Here is a 19,659-nt window from a genome sequence, read left to right on the forward strand (position 1 = left end):
ATGAAAATAAAAAAGTCAGACGTTTTCTCGATGGTAATTCCGAAAAAACGTCTGACCTGAAGTGGGTGGTTGAAAGCCAGGAAATCGTGCTTGTTTAGAAGCGGATACCGGCCGTCAGTTGGAATACGTTATTGCGGGAGTCGCCGGCTTTCAGAGCATGGCTGACGCCGAAGTTGTAGCGGGCGTCGAGTACGATCGGGCCGAGGTCGTATGAGATGCCGACCGGGATGGATACGTCGGCCGTATGGAATGCGTTTCCGACTCCTAATTTGGTTTTGTTCCCGTCAACCTTTTCAATCGAGCGTGCGCCGAGACAGAAACCGGCTTGTACCCCGGTTTTCAAGGCCAGGTTTTCGGTCACGTAGAAATTGGCCAGCACCGGGACATTCAGGTAGTGGCTTTTGAGACGATCTTTGATTTTGATACCTTCTTCGGTGTATTTGTCCGTTACACCCTGGCGGGAGTAGAGCAGTTCAGCTTGCACACCAATCCAATCTGCAACGCGGAGTTCTCCGAATACACCGGCCGTGAAGCCAACTTTGGCATTCATGTCGCTGTGGCTCATACTGGATACGTTGAAACCTACTTTAGGACCCCAACTGAAATTTTGTGCCGAAGCGGCACCGGTTCCCACGAACAGGGCGGCTGCGGCGGCTACCAGTGTTAAAGCAAATCTTTTCATAACCGTAAAATTTAAAAGGTTATCGATTGTCACTAAGTTATACTTTTTTTTCGGAAAGAACCGCAAACGGCGATTAAATCCTTCCAAAAGAACACCTCAAGCGAAATATCGTTCATATTTACGGTTAATAGCAAAGTCTGTGCCGTGGTGCTGTGCAGCCGGATTTGTTGTCGAAAATCGATTCCGGGAGTGCCAAGGGCTTTGTAGGCAGCCTCTTTGGCACACCAGACCACGAGGCCGGGATTGGACGGCAGAAACGGGGTGCCGAGGGCGATTTCGTCGGGGGTGGCGATGCGATTGGCAACACGGGCGGCGGGGCGGGAGGCGTGTTCGATGTCGACGCCGCAGGGACCGTAGGGGCTGGCCATCAGGGTAACCCAGCCGGTGGTGTGGGAGATCGAGAGGTGGAGATCGTTGCGATCGAGTGCGCAGGGACGCCCTTCGGGGGTGTAGCCAATCGAGGTGGCGAGGGCTTCGCGGGCGATGACACGGCTGCCGAGCCACTCTTTGCGGCGTTGTTCCTGACGAGGATCGATTCGCTCGAAGCGGGCGGTGTCGGCGGCAGTGAGGTTGGCTCGAGCCGTCAGCTCGGTTTCGGTAACGGCGTCGAGCGGTAGCAGATAGAGGGTTCCGTGGCGGACGGTGAGCTTAGTTATCGGTGCTGTCGCCATCGGATGTGTCGTCGTTGTGGAGGGTGATTTCGACCTGGGTGATGCGTCGGTTTTCGACCTTGAGGGCCTTGAATTCGATGTTGTCGTGGTTGACGCTGTCGCCTTCGTTGAAGAATTCGCCGCGGATCTCGAGCATCAGACCAGCCAGCGTATCAGCGTCGCCGCGCACCGGGTCGAGAAAGGTGTCCGGAAGGTCCAGCACGCGCAGAAAGTCGCCCAGGTGGGTACGTCCCTCGAAGATGTAATGGTTGGCGTCAATTTGCTGGTAGGGGGCGGCTTCGGTGTCCGATTCGTCGGCAATCTCACCGACGATCTCTTCGAGGATGTCTTCGAGCGAGACGATCCCCAGCGTACCGCCGTATTCGTCCACCACCACGGCGATGTGAATCTTGCGTTTCTGGAAATCTTCGAGCAGGTCGTTGATCTTTTTGTGCTCGGGCACAAAGTAGGCAGGACGCAGCAGTTGCTGCCATCCGAAGTCGTCGTTTTCGCCCAGGTGCGGGAGCAGGTCTTTGACGTAGAGGATTCCTTTGATGTCGTCGAGGTCTTCGGCGTAGACGGGGATGCGCGAGAATCCGCTTTCGAGCACCGTGGTGCGTACTTCGGCGAAGGTGGCGGTCTGTTCGATGGCCACGACGTCGATACGGGGTTTCATGATCTGGTCGACTTCGGTGCGGACGAAGCGAACGATGCCGGTGAGCATCTTTTTGTCGTCGGCCGAGTCGGCTTCGGCGATCTCGATGGCGTCGGTGAGTTCGCTCATCGAGAGGTTGGCCTGTTTGCGGGCCAGGGCCGAGGTGATCGACCCGCCGGCTTTGATGAGCAACGTGGCCAGCGGACGGAAGGCGCGTTGCAGGGTGAGTAGCGGCAGTGCCATCTTCCGGCTGAAGCTGAGGGTGTTGTAGGCGGCGAAGATTTTGGGCATGATCTCGCCGAAGAGCAGCAGCAGGAAGGTCACCAGGATAACCTTGACGATGAATTCCACGGCGGAGGCCTGACCGAAGAGGATGATATGGTCGATGATGGAGTTGGCCATCAGGATGGCGCCGATGTTGACCAGGTTATTGGTGATGAGGATCGTGGAGAGCAGCCGGTCTTTGTCTTCGAGCAGGTGGAGGGCTGCCTGCGATTGTCGGTTGTCCGACTCTTCGAGGTCGCGGAGGTCGCCCGGCGAGAGGGAGAAATAGGCGGTTTCAGAGCCTGATACCAGCGCCGAAACGGTTAGTAGTGCGGCCAGTACCAGCAGCATCCAGATCAGATTCGGGTCGAAGGCCAGAATTTCGACCCCTTGAAAATAGTCGTCCATAGATGCCGCAAAGATAGTGTTTTTTGTCTATTCGGATGATGTTCTTCGGGTAAGTGGCTTGAAAAGGGGACATTGGCGGGCTATGTAAATAAATCACTGCTCCGCCGCTGCGAGCACGGTGCCTCCGGGCACTCCGTCAGAGTGGTATTACATTGAACCGAAGCTGGACCGTATACTTTACGGCTGTTAGCTGTCAATGCAAACAAGCCTCTGCTCCGCCGCGAGCACGCGGACGCCGCCCGCGAAGGGCAGTCGGAGAACGATTAATCTGAGAACAAAGCCCGCTCAAAGTGAGACGAACAATTCGCCGTTGCACGAATCGTTCGTTTCTCTCTTTTTCGTGATCACGGGCTTTCCAAAACAAGACAGTTCATCGCGGACAGTACGGAACTGCCCTCACGCCGGGCGGGCGGTGGCTTCGGCCACTCCGTCAGACTGGTATTACCTCGAACCGAAGTTGTACCGTACACTTTACGTCTGTCAGCTGTCACCGCAAACCAACCTCTGTTCCGCCGCGAGCACGCGGACGCCGCCCGCGAAGGGCAGTCAGAGAACGATTAATCTGAGAACAAAAGCCCACTCAAAGAGAAACGAACAATTCGCCGTTGCGCGAATCGTTCGTTTCTCTCTTTTTCGCAATCACGGGCTTTCCAAAACAAGACAGTTCATCGCGGACAGTACGGAACTGCCCTCACGCCGGGCGGGCGGTGCCTCCGGGCACTCCGTCAGAGTGGTATTACCTCGAACTGAAGCTATACCGTACACTTTACGTCTGCTAGTTGTCGATGCAAACAAACCTCTGCTCCGCCGCGAGCACGCGGACGCCGCCCGCGCAGGGCAGTCGGAGAACGATTAATCTGAGAACAAAGCCCGCTCAAAGAGAAATGAACAATTCGCCGTTGCGCGAATCGTTCGTTTCTCTCTTTTTACGCTCGCGGGCTTTTTGAACACAACACTGCGAACAGTACGGAACTGCCCTCACGCCGGGCGGGCGGTGCCTTCGGGCACACCGTCAGACTGGTATTACCTCGAACCGAAGTTGTACCGTACATTTTACGTTTGTCAGCTGTCACCGCAAACCAATTGCAGCTCCGCTGCGGGCACTCCGATAGACTGGCAGTTCATCGAAAGAGAGCCGCCACCAAATACAAAGGCGCAACGCCTCCAACAACAAAAAAGGCAGGCTCTTCCGAAAAGAGCCTGCCCCAAAGCGTGACGGGAAATGTCTTAGAATGCTTTTGCAATAGCGATGAAGTCAGCAGCTACAAGCGAAGCACCACCGATCAGACCGCCATCAACATCGGCTTTGCTGAAGATTTCAGCAGCGTTGCCCGGTTTGCAGCTACCACCGTAGAGGATCGGAGTCTGGGCAGCAGCAGCTTCACCGAATTTTTCGGCCAGCACCTGACGGATGAAGGCATGGATTTCCTGAGCCTGGTCAGCCGTAGCGGTTTTACCGGTACCGATGGCCCATACGGGTTCGTAAGCGATCACCAGTTTGGCGAACTGTTCGGGGGTGAGGTTGAATACCACCTCTTCGATCTGAGTACGTACAACGTCGAAGTGTTTGCCGGCTTCGCGTTCGTCGAGTTTTTCGCCCACGCAGTAGATCGGAGCCAGACCCTGAGCATAGGCCAGAGCCATTTTCTTGTTCAGCGTTTCGCTGGTTTCACCGTAGTATTCGCGACGTTCCGAGTGGCCGAGGATCACGTACTGTGCGCCAAGCGAAGCGATCATTTTGGCCGAAACTTCACCGGTGTAGGCACCCGATTCGTGGTCGGCGCAGTTCTGGGCCGAAACGGCGATGCCGGCAGCTGCGGCTTCGTCTTTCACGCAGCAGATGTGGGTGAACGGTACCCCGACGATCAGTTCAACGTCAGCCGGAGCAGTGCTTTTCAGCGCAGCTACGCCTTTGAGGAGTTCAACGCCTTCGGCGGGCGTGGTGTTCATTTTCCAGTTGCCAGCAACGATTTTTCTTCTCATGGTATTTCGTTTTTTAGATGGTTTCTGTTTTGGGGGGAGGAGCCGCGGCCGACAGGGTTACATCATTCCCAGTTCGAGCAGCGCCTCTTCGCTCATCATCGAGCGGTCCCACTGGGGGTCGAACGTGAGGGTCACATCGACCCGCTCGACGCCCTTGACCTTCAGCACATCGTCGTGGACCTGCTGCACGAGCTGATCGGCCATCGGACAGTTGGGCGCCGTGAGCGTCATCCGGATATTGGCCGTCCCTTCGGGGGTCATTTCGATCTCGTACACCAACCCCAGGTCATAAATATTGACCGGGATCTCAGGGTCGTATATGTTTTTGAGCGTATAGACGATATCTTTCTCGATGTCGAGGATCTCTTGCGGTGTCATCATTTTCGTGCCTAAAGATAGGATTTATTTTTGCATCGAGGCATATGCCGTGGCAAAGAGTTTCATCTGTTTGATCATGGCCAGCAGACCGTTGGCCCGCGTCGGGGAGAGGTTCTGCGCCAATCCGATCCGTTCGATGAAGTAGAGGTCAGCGTCGCGCACCTCGACCGGCGTGTGACCGTTCATCACACGGATCAACAGGGCGATGATCCCTTTGGTGATGATGGCGTCGCTGTCGGCCGTGAAGTACATCAGACCGTCGTCGCCGAGACGGGCGTCGACCCACACGCGGGACTGGCACCCTTTGATGAGAAACTGTTCGGTGCGGTGTTCGGGTGCGATCGCCGGCAGTTCGGAACTGAGTTCGATCAGGTAGTTATAGCGGTCGAGCCATTCGTCGAAGATGGAAAACTCTTCGATGATCTGATCCTGGGTCTCGTTGATAGTCATATATCGTAATTACTCTTGATATTCAACCGTTAATTCTCTGTGGCGGGTCATGCCACACGCTCCATACCGAAGGGCGGCACGCTCCTCACCTACTCCCCTTTTGCACTCCGGCACCCCCATCACGTTCCTCCGACCGGTTCACTCCCCCCCAAGCGGTTATTTCACCAGCACTTCGGGGATCGGGGTACCCGTAGCTGCGGGCGGAGGCGCGATACCGAGGATATCGGCCATCGTGGGAGCGACATCCGTCATGTTCACTTCGCGTTCGACATCCGTATTGCCGACCACGCCGCCGTACCAGATCAGCGGCACGTGGGTGTCGTAGTTGTAGGGCGAGCCCGAATCCGAGAGTCGACCTTCGGTGAGTTCGATCCATCCGGGCATCAGGTTAATCATCACGTCGCCCGAGTTGCGGGGGAAGTAACTGTTCTGCATGCTGGCCATCACCCCATCCGTAAAGTGGCCGTTCTGTAGGGCCGTAGCGGTAATAGCCTGCGACACGCCGCTGAACTGAATGGCGAAGTTGGCCACGAGGTTCTGAATTTCGGAGAGTTTATGGCCTTTCTGGTAGATTTCGCTCCGGTTCAGGTAGATCTGTTTGTTTTCAAACTTGAGCAGCCAATCGCCCTGACCGAGCTGGGCACCCAGGAAACCGGAGATGATGGCCGTAAACTGGCCATTATCGAAGAAGCCGGCCGGTACACGGCTGTTGGCCCGGATCGGATCCGAGGCACCGTGGTCCGAGCTCAGCACCACCAGCAGCCGGTCGCGTCCGACCTGTGTATCCAGGAATCCGAGCAGTGCGGCGATGTCCTCATCCAAACGGTAGTAGCTGTCTTCCAGTTCGACCGACGCCGTTCCGTACTTCTCACCGATGTGACGCGATGCGTCGAAGACAATGTTCAGAATATCCGGTGCATCGTCATTGCCCAACCCTTCGTAGATGATGGCCTGCACGGCAAAGTCTTTGACCAGCGTGTTTCCGGCGGGCGAAGCACACAGACGGTCGTAGTCATATTTCTTGCGGGTCAGGAAATCAAAGCTGATCCCTTTGGCCGAGTCGACGGCAATGTCGGTATATTCCGTGCTGTGGTACGATTTCAGAGGCCGTGAGATCTCCCACTGCTGCGACGAATAGCCGACCACCGATTCGTCACTGTTAAACTTGTCGACCCACTGGGGCAGCGCCGAAACGTAGTAGTTGCTGGTCACCCATTTCCCGTTCTTGCCGTTGAGCCAGTAGGCCGCATCGGCCGAGTGGCCGCCGAGCACCACCGAAGATACGGGGTCGAGCGCCACGCTGATCACTTTCGAATCCTTGACCATGGCCTTAAGCTGGTCGCCCACACCGGCGGCAATCAGGCCGCGCGGCGAGTATTGGCCGTCATATTCGTCACTGCCGACCGTAAAGGCTTTCTTGTCTGCGGCCAGTTCGATCTCCTCGCCCGTGGTGTAGTTGAACCAGCGTTCGCCGACCACTCCGTGCATGGCCGGATTGGTACCGGTAGCGATCGTGGCCAGCCCCGAACCGGTTCGGGTCAGCGCATAGTCGTACATGGCGTGGGTACAGAGCGCACCTTCGCGCACCAGCGCATGGAATCCCTTTTCGCCGAAGTTGTCGGCAAAGCGGAGCAGATAGTCGTAACGCATCTGGCTGACAACGATGTTGACCACCAGACGGGGACGCAGGCGGCTGATGGCCGAGGCCGCACGGACAGCAGGCGCAGCGACTGCCGCAACCAACAGGGAGAGGAAAAATTTACGGAGCATAGGATCGTCTAAGAAAGTTCAAGCGACAAATTTAGCCAAAAAATTGCAGTTCCTCTGCGAAATCGACGTTTTTATAGCGTTCTTGCAGCGTCAGCGCCCTTTGTCGCATCTTCGCCCGGAAACGTTCATACTCCGGCGAATCGGGGTGCAGGGGTCGGTGTTCCATCGCACGGCGCAAATCGCCCGCCGCCCGCATCAACTCCACGGCTTCGGGTTCGAGCAGCGTCGCGGCAAAGCGTTCCCGCACACAGGCTACGGCCAGCGGCGAGGGGTGACACATGTCCTCGGCATAGAACCGATAGTCCCGCAATTCGGAGGTGACGATCTCGTAGCTCGGGAAATAGAAGACCCGCTCAGGGAAACGCTCCGCCAGAGAGTGGGCCGCCACAATCAACGAGGCCTTGCTGAGCTGGTTTTCGACCAGCCCGTCGCCGCGGTGGATCACGGGGCTGACCGTCAGAATCACCCGCAGCTCGGGTCGTGAAGCGATACGTTCGGCCAGCAAACCGACCATCTCGTCCACCGTCAGCCGCCGCCGCACGAAGGTTTTTGCAGACAGTTTGTGGCAGTTGGCCACCACCTGCCCCTCCCGTTCGTAGACCCATGCCGTACCGAGCGTGAGCATCAGGTAGTCGGCCTTGCGCAACGCTTCGGCTCCGCTTTCCCACGCCGTGCGGATGCGCCGGAGCACCGTCTCCCGGTCCGGTCCCGAAAAATCGCCGTGATGCAGGAAGCTGTGCCACAATCCGTTGTGTTCCACCAGTTCGTCATCGGCAAAAGCGGGCCCCGCCTCGAGACGCAACCACGCCTGTGCAATACTGGCCGGGTTATAAAGCACCCCGAACGGATTGACACAAACAGGCATTTTCCCGGCCCGGAGCCAGCCGCCGACATGCTCGGCAAAGCAGGAGCCGAGCACGACTCCGCGGTTCGACACGCCGATCCGAAACGGCGGATCCGCTATTTCGACAGGTATTCTGAATTCCATGATTACATTTCACAAATCAACCACGGTTCCGCCCCTCCCGCCGTCACAACTACCCCGACGGAACCCCTCCAAAGGTAGTTAATCCGGCCGGATTCCAAAAACCGCACAGATTAGTTGATATTTTTAATTTTACCCTTGTAAGTTTAATATTTTTTCAATATATTGCACACACTAACACCACAACCACTCAGCAAATTATCCCCAATTACTTCTTTTTGTTTTACACGGGTTTTCATGTATTAATTTTTAAATCTTTTTTGCCATGAAACCGCAAGCACTTTTCATCTCGGCATTGGGATGCGCCATGCTGCTTTCGGCCATCCCCGCACACAGCCAAACGACTAATTTGGAAAAAATACTGACCAGCAGCATTAAAGAACGTGTGCAAATGCCGCTGCTATTCTCCACACGTGACACAACCTTTGCCCTCTCGCTGCCCGACGACGAACCGGCCGAAGTCTATCTCCATGTGACTGTCGACCGTAAAGGGCGCGTCAAGGAAAAACTCACCCGCGTCAACGCAAATCACCTCGGAGCCTATGTGGCCCCGACATTTGCCGACGCCACGAAAGAACTCCGCGTTCCGAACGAAACAATGCCTGCACTCGCCGGGAAAGACACCTCTCTGTTACTCACCTTTTCGCTTGAGTATCAATGCATGCTGGATACAGTCAGCGCAGCACAGCCGAACGCAGTAGAAGAACTAAACAAACGACTCAAACTACTCAATACCGCCGACTATCCTAAACGTGTATACCCAGGGAAAGAGATATTCATACCCATGACGATTTCCGACATCGAAAAACACTCGACGTTCCTAACCATCGCAAGTGCAGAACGCGCCATTGATCCAAGATACCGCGACATCGCAACTCCTATTTGGTACTACTTGGCATTCTTTAAAGAGTAGGGGAAATACTGCATAAGTGGTGCAATCAAATCGCACCACTTATGCAGTTCAATCATTAAATCCGACAGTCATGAAACCGCAAGCACTTTTCATCTCGGCACTCGGATGCGCCATGCTGCTTTCGGCCATCCCTGCACACAGCCAAACGACTGATTTGGAAAAAATGCTGACCAGCAGCATTAAAGAACGTGTGCAAATGCCGCTGCTATTCTCCACACGTGACACAACCTTTGCCCTCTCGCTGCCCGACGACGAACCGGCCGAAGTCTATCTCCATGTGACTGTCGACCGTAAAGGGCGCGTCAAGGAAAAACTCACCCGCGTCAACGCAAACCACTTCGGATCCTATGTGGCCCCGGCTTTTGCAGAAGCCACGAAAGAACTCCGCGTTCCGAACGAAGCAATGCCGGCTCTCTCCGGGAAAGACACCTCGCTGATGCTCGCATTCGAAGTGGCATACTGCCATTTGGGAGACACAACGCTCGTGGCATCACGCGCCTATGAACACCCGTATCGCTCCCCGATAACATACTTTAACGTCATATCGCCATGGGACCGACACCAAAAAGCGTTCAAACAGCAATTTCCGGGAACATTCGTATACCTCGGCACACTCGGTATAGAAAATCCCTACGTTGCGATTGAACGTTTACCAAAACCGGACGCCTACTCCGGCACGGTGAGCTATTTCGTCGCAATGCTTGCGGAGTAACCCACACTCCGACAGCGAACGACACCCCAACAAAGCCTGATCCGTTGGACGCGGACAGAAGATACCAGCCGGGGGAGAGGAAACGGGCTTTCCCGATTCCGCAGTCCGTCGCGTGTTGAGCGTGGCCCGTCTGGAGAAAAATTTGACCGGAAAAACCCTCTCGCAATTTGGAAACCCAAAAATAATTCCTACATTTGCCGAGGTCAATCCGCCCGAGACATGATTCTGAACAACCATATCCATCACGGCCATCACCACCATCGCACCGATGAGGGGAGTTCGCTCGTTGCCGTTACGGAATAGGGTATTTCACGATCAGAAACGCCATAACGTCAAAAAGCCTGCTTCCCCACATTCGGGAGCAGGCTTTTTCGGTACATACCCTCCCGGATGCGGCGCCCGGCAGCCCCACCGCAGACGACACCGACCCGGAAACAACGACCATACAACCGAAAAAACAAAAAACTCAATATACCCATGATACGCATCGCACTCCAATCCAAAGGACGGCTCAACGAAGACAGCCTCGCGCTGCTCGCCGAAGCCGGCATCGGCATCGAACCCAGCAAACGCAAACTGCTCTCGCGGTCGGACGACTTCCCCATCGAGGTCCTCTACCTGCGCGACGACGACATTCCCAACACCGTCGAACGCGGCGTGGCCGACATCGGGATCGTCGGCCTCAACGAATACGAAGAGCGTCAGTGCCGTGCCGAAATCGTACACCGTCTCGGATTCGGCAAGTGCCGCCTGTCGCTGGCCATCCCCAAAGCCGAAGCCTACACCGACACCACCTACTTCGCCGGCAAACGGATCGCCACCTCGTACCCCGTGATCCTGCGCAAATTCCTGGCCGAGAAGGGGGTCGAAGCCGAAATTGAAGAGATCGCCGGATCGGTCGAAATCGCCCCGGCCGTCGGACTCGCCGACGCCATCTTCGACATCGTCAGCAGCGGCGGAACCCTCGTCTCCAACGGGCTGAAAGAGGTCGAAACCGCCATGCACTCCGAAGCCGTGCTGATCGCCACCCCCGGACTGGACGCCGAAAAACAGGCCCTGCTCGACCAGCTGCTCTTCCGCATCGAGTCGGTGGAACGCAGCCGCGGCAAGAAATACATCCTGATGAACATCCCGACCGAACGCATCCCCGAAGCCGCCGCCATCCTGCCCGGCGTCAAGAGCCCCACGATTCTGCCCCTGGCCGAAGCCGGCTGGAGTTCGATGCACGCCGTAGTCGACGAACAGGTCCTCTGGCAGAAGATCGAACAACTCAAGGCCATCGGCGCGGAAGACATCCTGGTACTGGCCCTGGAGAAAATGATTCTCTAACGCCCCGCTCACGCAACCCGCGGGGACAGGCAGCCCCTCTTTCTTCAGAAACAGACCGTCTGGCTCCGCCCCACATCAAGCATTCGAGACCATGAAAATCTATACCGAACCGGCCCGCGACCAATGGGACAGCCTCCTGTCGCGACCGTTGCAACAAGAAAACGCCACGATACGCGAACGCGTCGAACGGATCATCGATCGCGTGCGCACCGACGGCGACCGGGCCCTGCGCGAACTGGCCGAGGAGATCGACGGCGTGCGGCTCGACCAACTGGCCGTCACCGACGCCGAGATCGCCGCAGCCGACACCCGGCTCGCCGAATCGTTGAAAGCCGCCATCCGGCAGGCACAGGAGAACGTCGCCGCGTTCCACGCCGCCCAAAAGATGGAACCGATCCGCGTCGAAACCATGCCCGGCGTTGCCTGCCAGCAGCGCAGCGTGCCGATCCACCGCGTGGGGCTCTACATCCCCGGCGGCAGTGCTCCGCTCTTCTCCACCGTGCTGATGCTGGCCGTACCGGCCCGTATCGCCGGCTGCAAGGAGGTGATTCTCTGCACACCGCCGCAACGCGACGGTAGCGTCGCCCCCGAAATCCTCTGGACCGCACAACTCTGCGGCGTCACCCGCATCTACAAAGTCGGCGGCGCACAGGCCGTGGCCGCCATGGCCTTCGGCACCACCGAAATTCCGCGCGTCAACAAGATTTTCGGCCCCGGCAACCGCTACGTCACCACCGCCAAACAGCTCCTCGGTCTGAGCGCCGTGGCCATCGACATGCCCGCCGGCCCCTCGGAGGTGATGGTGCTGGCCGACGACACGGCCCGCGCACCGTTCGTTGCCGCCGACCTCCTCTCGCAGGCCGAACACGGCCCCGACAGCCAGGCCCTGCTGGTAACCACTTCCGCCACGCTGGCCGCCGCCGTCGAAAGTGAGGTAGAACGGCAACTCCGCCAACTGGGACGTGCCGAAATCGCCACCCGCGCACTGACCGAAAGCCGCATCATCGTCGTGCGGAGCACGGCAGAGATGATCGAGATGGCCAACCTGTATGCCGCCGAACACCTGATCGTCGAGACGGCCGATCCCGAAGCGATCGCCGAACAGATCGAAAATGCCGGCAGCATCTTCCTGGGGCACTACTCGCCGGAGAGCGTGGGCGATTACGCCTCGGGCACCAACCACACCCTCCCCACGAGCGGCTGGGCGACGGCCTACAGCGGCGTGAACCTCGACAGCTTCTGCAAGAAGATTACCCTGCAACGGCTCTCCGCCGAAGGGCTGAAGGCCATCGCACAGACCGTCACCAGCATGGCCACCGCCGAAGGACTCGACGCCCACCGCAACGCCGTGACCGTCCGCCTCGGCGAGTTGCAATAACCCTACCCGGAAGGGCGCCGTTGCGGGCAAAGCGACCTCAGCGTCTGAGCCAACATCAGAGCCAACGACAGAGCCAGCGTCAGCCAATGACAAAGCCAGCGTCAGTCGGCCAAGATACCCCGTAACAACCGACCCCGGATCGCGGTCCTCGCCCCTCACAAACCGTTCAGACCGGCCTCGCACCGCACTGACCCCACCCAAACCGAACCATAACCCCACAGACTCTATGGACATCACATCGCTCCTGCGCGAAAATATCCGTCAGATGGCCCCCTACTCCACGGCCCGCGACGAATACGAAGGCGACCTGGGCATCTACCTCGACGCCAACGAAAATCCCTTCGACAACGGTTTCAACCGTTATCCCGACCCCCACAACAAACGGATCCGGGCCAAGGTATCGGCCATGCGCGGCATTCCCGCTGAGCAGATCTTCGTCGGGGGCAACGGCAGTGACGAACCCATCGACCTGCTGTTCCGCGTCTTCTGCGAGCCCCGCCAGGACGAAGCCCTCTCGATCGCGCCCAGCTACGGCATGTACCGCGTCGCCGCCGCCACCAACGACATCCGGCTGACCGAGGTACCCCTCGACGCCGACTTCCGGCTCAGTGCCGACGCCCTGCTGGCCCACGCCACCCCCCGCACCAAGCTGCTCTTCCTCTGCTCGCCCAACAACCCGTCGGGCAATCTGCTCGACCCGGAGGAGGTCGAAAAGACGATCCGCAACTTCGGCGGTATCGTCGTGCTGGACGAAGCCTACATCGACTTCGCCGACCACGAAGGCTTCCTACCCCACCTGTCGGAATTTCCGAACCTGGTAGTACTGCAGACCCTCTCGAAAGCGTGGGGCATGGCCGGCATCCGCATCGGATTCGCCTTTGCCGGGCCCGAAATCGTGGCCGCCATGGAACGCATCAAATACCCCTACTCGGTCAACGTCATTACCGAACGGCTCGTGCTGCGCGAACTCGAACGCGAAGCCATCCGGCGCGAACAGATCGCCACGCTGATCGACCAGCGTCGGAAACTGGTCGCCGCACTGGAACAGATCCCCCTGATCCGCCGCGTCTTCCCGTCCGACGCCAACTTCGTGCTGGTGAAGGTCGACGAACCGCGAAAAATATACAACCACCTGATCGAACGAGGCATCATCGTCCGCGACCGCTCCCGCATTGCCGGCTGCGAAGGGTGCCTGCGGCTGACGGTCGGCACCCCGGAAGAGAACGCAGCCCTGATCGACGCCCTGCAAAACCCCGACCAGCCGTTCGACCGTTCGACCCTGCCGGTCGGAGGCGGTGAACGCTGCGTGACCGTCACCCGCAAGAGCCGCGAGACCGACATTTCCGTAACTTTGGACCTAGATAACGCCGCCCCGTCGCAGATTTCGACCGGACTGGGCTTCTTCGACCACATGCTGGACCAGATCGTACACCACGGCAAATTCTCGCTGCGGCTCACCGCCACCGGCGACCTGCAGGTGGACGAGCACCACACCATCGAAGACACCGCCCTGGTGCTGGGCGAAGCATTCCGGCTGGCCCTCGGCGACAAACGAGGCATCGGCCGCTACGGATTCGCCCTGCCGATGGACGAGAGCCGGGCGCTGGTGCTGCTCGACTTCGGCGGACGCATCGCCACCCGCTGGGACGTGGAACTGAAACGGGAACGGATCGGCGACGTACCGACCGAGATGTTCGAACACTTCTTCGACAGTTTCGCCCAGGCCGCACGTTGCAACCTGCACATCGCCGCCCGCGGACGCAACGAGCACCACATGATCGAGGGGGTCTTCAAGGCCTTCGCCCGTGCCCTGCGCATGGCCGTCGAACGCCAGACACTCGACTTCGACCTGCCCAGCTCGAAAGGACTGTTATAACAAAGGCTGTGATGCCCGCTCCCGGATCACGTTTCGAACCGAGCGCACCTCGCACGGTCGTCGTCCGAGACCTACGACCCGGGATAACAAAAGAGGGAAAAGATTCGCACACCGGTTCTGACACCGTCTACAAGAGGTCCTCCCGCAAGAAGGCCCGCCCACACCCGGTATCCCTCGCCGCCAGATACGGCACCGAACCGCCCGGGACAACACCACACCACCCGGCACCCGCACCAACAGTAAAGAAAAGACAACACCCCATATGGTAACCATCATCGACTACGGCACCGGCAACCTGCGATCGATCACCAACGCGCTGGATCGTCTGGGGGCGACCTACACCCTCACGGCCGACCCTGCGGCCATCCGGAGCGCCGAACGCGTCCTGCTTCCCGGTGTCGGTGAAGCCGCCACCGCCATGCAACAGCTTCGCGACAAAGGGCTGATCGAGACCCTGCGCAGTCTGAGCTGCCCGGTGCTCGGCATCTGCCTCGGCATGCAACTGCTCTGCACCCACAGCGAAGAGGGCGACACCCCCTGTCTCGGCATCTTCCCCAACCACGTGCGCCGCTTTCCCGCCCTGCCCGGTCTGAAAGTTCCCCACGTGGGCTGGAACTCGATCCACGACCTGCGCTCCCCACTCTACGACGGCATCCGGGAAGGCGAATACGTCTACTACGTCCACTCCTACGCCGCCGAGATCAACGACTGCACCGCCGCCGCCACCGACTACGGCATCCGCTTCAGCGGTTCGCTCTGCCGCGACAACTACTTCGGCTGTCAGTTCCACCCCGAAAAAAGCGGCTCCACCGGCAGCCGGATTTTAGCCAACTTCCTGTCGTTATGAACATAGAAATCATTCCCGCCATCGACATTATCGGCGGCCAGTGTGTCCGGCTGACCCAGGGCGACTATGCCCAACGGACCGTATACTCCTCCGACCCCGTCGAAATCGCCCGCAGCTACGAAGCGATCGGCATCCGCCGCCTGCACGTGGTCGATCTCGACGGCGCCAAAGCCGCCGCACCCCGCAACCTCGACACCCTGCGCAAGATAGCCACCTCGACCCGCCTCGACATCCAGTACGGCGGCGGCATCAAGAGCGACGATGCGCTGAAGACCGTCCTGGAGGCCGGAGCCAACCGCGCCATCTGCGGCAGCATCGCCATCACCGCCCCCGAAGAGTTCGAACGGTGGCTGGCAGCCTACGGCCCCGACCACATCATCCTGGGGGCCGACACCAAAGCCGGCCGCGTGGCCATCAACGGATGGCAGGAGTCGTCCCAAACCGACGTGCAGACCATCATCGGCCGTTTTGCCGTCCACGGCCTGCGCCAAACCATCTGCACCGACATCTCGCGCGACGGGATGCTCGGCGGCCCCAACTTCGACCTCTACGCCACCCTCCAGCGCGACTTCCCGGCCATCGACATCACCGTCAGCGGTGGCATCTCGTCGATGGACGACCTGCGGCAGCTGGACCGCATGGGGCTGCGCAGCGTCATTGTGGGCAAAGCCATCTACGAGGGACGCATCACGCTAAAAGACCTGGAACAATGCTTGCAAAACGAATAATCCCCTGCCTCGACATCAAGGACGGACAGACCGTCAAAGGCATCAACTTCATGGGGCTGCGCAACGTCGGCGACCCCGTGGAGCTCGGACGGAAATATGCCGACGAGGGGGCCGACGAGCTGGTCTACCTCGACATCAGCGCCACCTTCGAAGGACGCAAGACCTTCGCCGAGCTGGTCAGCCGGATCGCCCGCGAGATCGACATCCCGTTCACCGTGGGCGGCGGCATCTCGACTGCCGACGACGCCGGAGCGCTGCTGCTGGCCGGGGCCGACAAGGTGACCGTCAACAGCGCCGCCGTCCGTAACCCGGCACTGATCGACGAAATCGCCGGCCGCTACGGCAGCCAGTTCATCGTCGTGGCGATCGACGCCCGGATGAACGACAGCGGGCGTTGGGTGGTGACCACCCACGGCGGCCGCACCCCCACCGAGAAGGAGCTCTTCAGCTGGGCCCGCGAGGCTCAGGAACGCGGTGCCGGCGAGATCCTCTTCACCTCGATGAACCACGACGGCACGAAGAACGGTTACCCGTGCGACACCTTCGCCGAGCTGGCCGACATGCTATCGATCCCCGTAATCGCCTCGGGCGGCGCCGGTACGATCGACCACATCGCCGACGTGCTGACCCAGGGACGAGCCGACGCCGCACTGGCCGCCTCGATCTTCCACTACGGCGAGATCCCCATCCCCGTGCTCAAGAAAGCGCTCGACGAACGCGGCATCCCCGTCCGGATATAGCCCCGGAGGAGCGGCAACGGGTGCGGAATGAAGGCCACCCGGCACCGGCTTATGGCACGCAGCGCGCACTAAGACTACCCCAACGATGGGAATAAACCGGCCCGGCAGGAGATCGGCCATCTGCAACCGGAGCCTCCGCTGCTCGCCCGCCCTGTCCAAAGGGGAGGAGCACCATCAGACAACCCGACAAATAGAACTAAAAACCAAAATACCATGAAACCGGAGATTGAAAAACTCGACTTTACGAAAAACGGCGACGGTCTGCTGCCCGCCGTCATCCAGGACGACCGCACGCTGCAAGTGCTGATGCTGGGCTACATGAACCGCGAGGCCTACGAAAAGAGCATGGCCGAAGGGCGCGTCACCTTCTACAGCCGGACCAAGAAACGCCTCTGGACCAAAGGCGAGACGAGCGGTAACTTTCTGAACATCGTCTCGGTGGCGATGGACTGTGACGCCGACACGCTGCTGATCCGCGTGATCCCCACCGGCCCCGTCTGCCACACCGGCAACGCCAGCTGCTTCACCGAAACGCCCCACGAAACCGAAGGGTTCATCCGCTACCTGCAGACCGTGATCCAACAACGCCACCGCGACATGCCCGCCGACTCCTACACCACCAAACTCTTCCAGCGCGGGGTGAACAAAATCGCCCAGAAAGTGGGTGAAGAGGCGGTCGAAACCGTGATCGAAGCCGTTGCACAGAACAAACCTGACCTGATCTATGAAGCCTCCGACCTGGTTTACCACCTGCTAGTACTGCTCGAAGCGAACGGACTGACGCTGGCCGATCTCGAAAAAGAGCTGGCCCGCCGCCACAAATAGCCTGCCCCGATCATACCACAATACAAACGAGAGCGCCCGCGACAAAACCGATTGGTTTGTCGCGGGCGTTCCGCATTTTTCGCATTTTTCTAGCCTTACCCGGCCTCTTTTCCCCCGGCCGAGATAAACCAGGAGAAACGCATAGAACAGCAACAGCAGCAGACTGTCCCCGTCTCATGACCGACGGTCTGCACAGATCAGACGGATCTGCGGTTCATGGTTGAACTGTTCCCAGCCAGCACCTCGAGGTACAGTTGTTCAGGTAAGCGGTCGTGATTCAACAGTTCAGCCCGTGATTCACTGTGCCACTATTTCCTGATCATCAGTTTAGTCATTCGTCGCCTCAACCCACAATTCGTGACTCAGCTGTTCCGGTTCCGTAGTTCGCGGTTCCGCTGTTTCTGGCCGGCAACTCGCGATTCAACGGTCCCCGGATCAACAGTTTGTGATTCAACTGTTCAGCTTCGCAATTCGCAGGGCCACTGTCTCTGATCAACAACTCGAAGCTCTATTGTTTCAGAGCTGCCCTTCATGGTTTGTGGTTCAACAGTTCAATCATTCGGGAGACCGCGCTATTTGTCGAACATGTACATATTGACACCGTCGGTCCAGGAGATCTTCTCATTCTTCTCCCACCACGACCAGTGGTCGCCTTCCGGACGATCCAGGTCGCAGAAGTCGTTGGCCTGACGCATCTCCTCGTTCAGCATCTTGCGATACTTTTCGGCCAGTTTCAACGCCTTTTTGGAGGGAGTTCCTGCCAACAGGTTGGTCATCTCCCACGGGTCGTTCTGCAGGTCGAACAGCTGTTCGGTGATCGTTCCGTTCACATTATAGATGATGTACTTCAGACCATCCATCACCAGCGCGCGGTGGATGCTCGAATAGGCCAGCCACAAGCGATTGCGCTGCGTTTGGCCGCGTCCCTCCTTGCGGAATGCCGGCGCGAGCGAACGTCCCGTCACCGACTCGGCCGGAGCGATCCCCAGCAGGTCGGACAGCGTCGGATTGATGTCATACAGGTAGCACAGGCCGTCGTTGCGCACCCCCTTGGGCACGCCCGGCGCCCACACTACCAGCGGCACCTTGACGCTGTGGTCGTAGAGGCTCTGTTTGCCCATCAGCCCGTGCTGCCCCATCGCCAGCCCGTTGTCGCCGGCAAAGACCACGATCGTATTCTCCAGTTTGCCGCTCTCGCGGAGCGCCTCGATCACCCGTCCGATCTGGGTGTCGACCTCGTTGATCATGCCGTAATAGTCGGCCAGCTCCTTCCGCACCGTCTCCTTCGAGCGCGGAGCCGGAATCACCACCTCGTCGCGAACCGTCAGCTCGCCGTTGTCAAACGCATGGCGGGGACGATAGTTAACGGGCAGCGCAATCGTATCGGGATCATACGTACGGCCATACTCCGGATGACGGTTGCGCGGGTCGTGGGGCGAAGTGAAGGCCACATAAGCGAAAAACGGCGTCGTATCGCCGGCCGACTTCTGCAGGAACTCGACCGCCGCGTCGGCATACATCTCCGACGAGAACTTGTCGCCCACGAACGGTTTCTGGTTTTTGTAGTCCCCCTTGGGGTCGTAGTGCATCAGGAGCGGCATCGTGTGCCCGCCCGTCTCGTAGGGGTGCATCCCGCCGAAAAAGATATTCTCGCCCTCGGAGAAGGCCCGGTTGAAAGCCTCGTAATCGGAGTGCCACTTGCCGGTCTCGAAGGTGCGATAACCCAGCGAGCGCAACTGCTCGGGGAGCATCGTGTGGCGCGGCGAGATGACCCATCCGTCACGGGCGATGTCGAACATGCCGCGGCCGGTCATGATCATCGCGCGGCTCGGCATCGAAAGCGCCCCGCCGATGGCCCCATTCGTGTAGCAGTTGGTGAAAGCCGTTCCCTGGCTGAAGATGTAGTCGATATTGGGAGTGTGGACATCGGCGCAACCCAACGCATGGATCGACTTGCTCTGCAGGTCGTCCGTAAGGATGAACAACACGTTCATGCGCTGCTGGGCCAGTGCTCCGGTGCCGGTCAGTGCCAATGCCGAGAGAGAGAGGAGAGTTTTTTTATCCATACCGAAAAAGTATAAGTATT

The 19,659-nt window shown here is 58.8% G+C and carries 18 protein-coding genes; 9 read left to right on the forward strand and 9 right to left on the reverse strand.

Translation table 11 applies throughout. The features are described 5' to 3' along the window. Positions 1-94 precede the first annotated feature (94 nt). The 8 genes from BQ5379_RS04985 to BQ5379_RS05020 all read right to left on the reverse strand — a co-directional run bounded on the left by BQ5379_RS04985 (position 95) and on the right by BQ5379_RS05020 (position 8,228). On the reverse strand, positions 95-682 hold the full coding sequence (locus BQ5379_RS04985; protein ID WP_071134419.1) for a porin family protein: 588 nt from the start codon (positions 680-682) through the stop codon (positions 95-97). A 32-nt stretch (positions 683-714) separates the two neighbouring features. Continuing rightward, a complete protein-coding gene (locus BQ5379_RS04990) occupies positions 715-1,353 on the reverse strand; it encodes a 4'-phosphopantetheinyl transferase family protein (protein WP_071134420.1) in 639 nt (212 codons plus the stop codon). Further along, positions 1,331-2,659 carry a gliding motility-associated protein GldE gene (gldE, locus tag BQ5379_RS04995; protein ID WP_071134421.1) on the reverse strand — a complete coding sequence of 443 codons (1,329 nt, stop codon included), beginning with the start codon at positions 2,657-2,659 and terminating at the stop codon, positions 1,331-1,333. Before gldE ends, BQ5379_RS04990 begins: the two co-directional genes overlap by 23 nt. A gap of 1,227 nt (positions 2,660-3,886) precedes the next feature. Next, entirely contained in the window at positions 3,887-4,642 is a 756-nt protein-coding gene (tpiA, locus tag BQ5379_RS05000) for a triose-phosphate isomerase (protein ID WP_071134422.1), read from the reverse strand. 57 nt (positions 4,643-4,699) lie between these two features. Continuing rightward, a complete protein-coding gene (locus tag BQ5379_RS05005; protein ID WP_071135550.1) occupies positions 4,700-5,020 on the reverse strand; it encodes an iron-sulfur cluster assembly protein in 321 nt (106 codons plus the stop codon). A 24-nt stretch (positions 5,021-5,044) separates the two neighbouring features. After that, a complete protein-coding gene (locus tag BQ5379_RS05010; protein ID WP_071134423.1) occupies positions 5,045-5,470 on the reverse strand; it encodes a SufE family protein in 426 nt (141 codons plus the stop codon). Between the two features lie 156 nt (positions 5,471-5,626). Next, entirely contained in the window at positions 5,627-7,240 is a 1,614-nt protein-coding gene (locus BQ5379_RS05015) for an alkaline phosphatase family protein (protein ID WP_071134424.1), read from the reverse strand. Between the two features lie 31 nt (positions 7,241-7,271). After that, complete coding sequence (locus tag BQ5379_RS05020; RefSeq protein WP_071134425.1) at positions 7,272-8,228, reverse strand: GSCFA domain-containing protein; 957 nt, start codon at positions 8,226-8,228, stop codon at positions 7,272-7,274. A 262-nt stretch (positions 8,229-8,490) separates the two neighbouring features. Between BQ5379_RS05020 and BQ5379_RS05025 the strand changes: the two genes are divergently transcribed. The 9 genes from BQ5379_RS05025 (at position 8,491) to hisIE (ending at position 17,573) form a co-directional block, all read left to right on the forward strand. Continuing rightward, the gene (locus BQ5379_RS05025) at positions 8,491-9,138 is read left to right on the forward strand and encodes a hypothetical protein (protein WP_143039392.1); all 648 of its coding nucleotides are present in this window, start codon (positions 8,491-8,493) and stop codon (positions 9,136-9,138) included. 70 nt (positions 9,139-9,208) lie between these two features. Beyond that, on the forward strand, positions 9,209-9,850 hold the full coding sequence (locus BQ5379_RS05030; RefSeq protein ID WP_071134427.1) for a hypothetical protein: 642 nt from the start codon (positions 9,209-9,211) through the stop codon (positions 9,848-9,850). A gap of 477 nt (positions 9,851-10,327) precedes the next feature. Continuing rightward, complete coding sequence (gene hisG, locus BQ5379_RS05035; RefSeq protein WP_071134428.1) at positions 10,328-11,179, forward strand: ATP phosphoribosyltransferase; 852 nt, start codon at positions 10,328-10,330, stop codon at positions 11,177-11,179. Between the two features lie 91 nt (positions 11,180-11,270). Further along, positions 11,271-12,557 carry a histidinol dehydrogenase gene (gene hisD, locus BQ5379_RS05040; RefSeq protein WP_071134429.1) on the forward strand — a complete coding sequence of 429 codons (1,287 nt, stop codon included), beginning with the start codon at positions 11,271-11,273 and terminating at the stop codon, positions 12,555-12,557. Between the two features lie 226 nt (positions 12,558-12,783). Then, positions 12,784-14,433, forward strand: a complete 1,650-nt coding sequence (gene hisC, locus BQ5379_RS11395; protein WP_071134430.1) for a histidinol-phosphate transaminase — start codon at positions 12,784-12,786, stop codon at positions 14,431-14,433. 262 nt (positions 14,434-14,695) lie between these two features. Beyond that, the gene (gene hisH / locus BQ5379_RS05050; RefSeq protein ID WP_071134431.1) at positions 14,696-15,280 is read left to right on the forward strand and encodes an imidazole glycerol phosphate synthase subunit HisH; all 585 of its coding nucleotides are present in this window, start codon (positions 14,696-14,698) and stop codon (positions 15,278-15,280) included. Further along, entirely contained in the window at positions 15,277-16,008 is a 732-nt protein-coding gene (gene hisA / locus BQ5379_RS05055) for a 1-(5-phosphoribosyl)-5-[(5-phosphoribosylamino)methylideneamino]imidazole-4-carboxamide isomerase (protein WP_071134432.1), read from the forward strand. The genes hisH and hisA overlap by 4 nt, the downstream gene beginning before the upstream one ends. After that, a complete protein-coding gene (gene hisF / locus BQ5379_RS05060) occupies positions 15,990-16,748 on the forward strand; it encodes an imidazole glycerol phosphate synthase subunit HisF (protein WP_071134433.1) in 759 nt (252 codons plus the stop codon). Before hisA ends, hisF begins: the two co-directional genes overlap by 19 nt. A 213-nt stretch (positions 16,749-16,961) precedes the next feature. Continuing rightward, positions 16,962-17,573, forward strand: coding sequence for a bifunctional phosphoribosyl-AMP cyclohydrolase/phosphoribosyl-ATP diphosphatase HisIE (gene hisIE / locus BQ5379_RS05065; RefSeq protein WP_071134434.1), 612 nt, complete (start codon positions 16,962-16,964; stop codon positions 17,571-17,573). 572 nt (positions 17,574-18,145) lie between these two features. Here hisIE and BQ5379_RS05070 read toward each other — a convergent pair. Continuing rightward, positions 18,146-19,639, reverse strand: a complete 1,494-nt coding sequence (locus BQ5379_RS05070) for a sulfatase family protein (RefSeq protein ID WP_071134435.1) — start codon at positions 19,637-19,639, stop codon at positions 18,146-18,148. Between the last annotated feature and the right edge of the window lie 20 nt (positions 19,640-19,659).

Origin of the sequence: Millionella massiliensis (assembly GCF_900104655.1) — a bacterium.
Classification (GTDB): domain Bacteria; phylum Bacteroidota; class Bacteroidia; order Bacteroidales; family Rikenellaceae; genus Rikenella; species Rikenella massiliensis.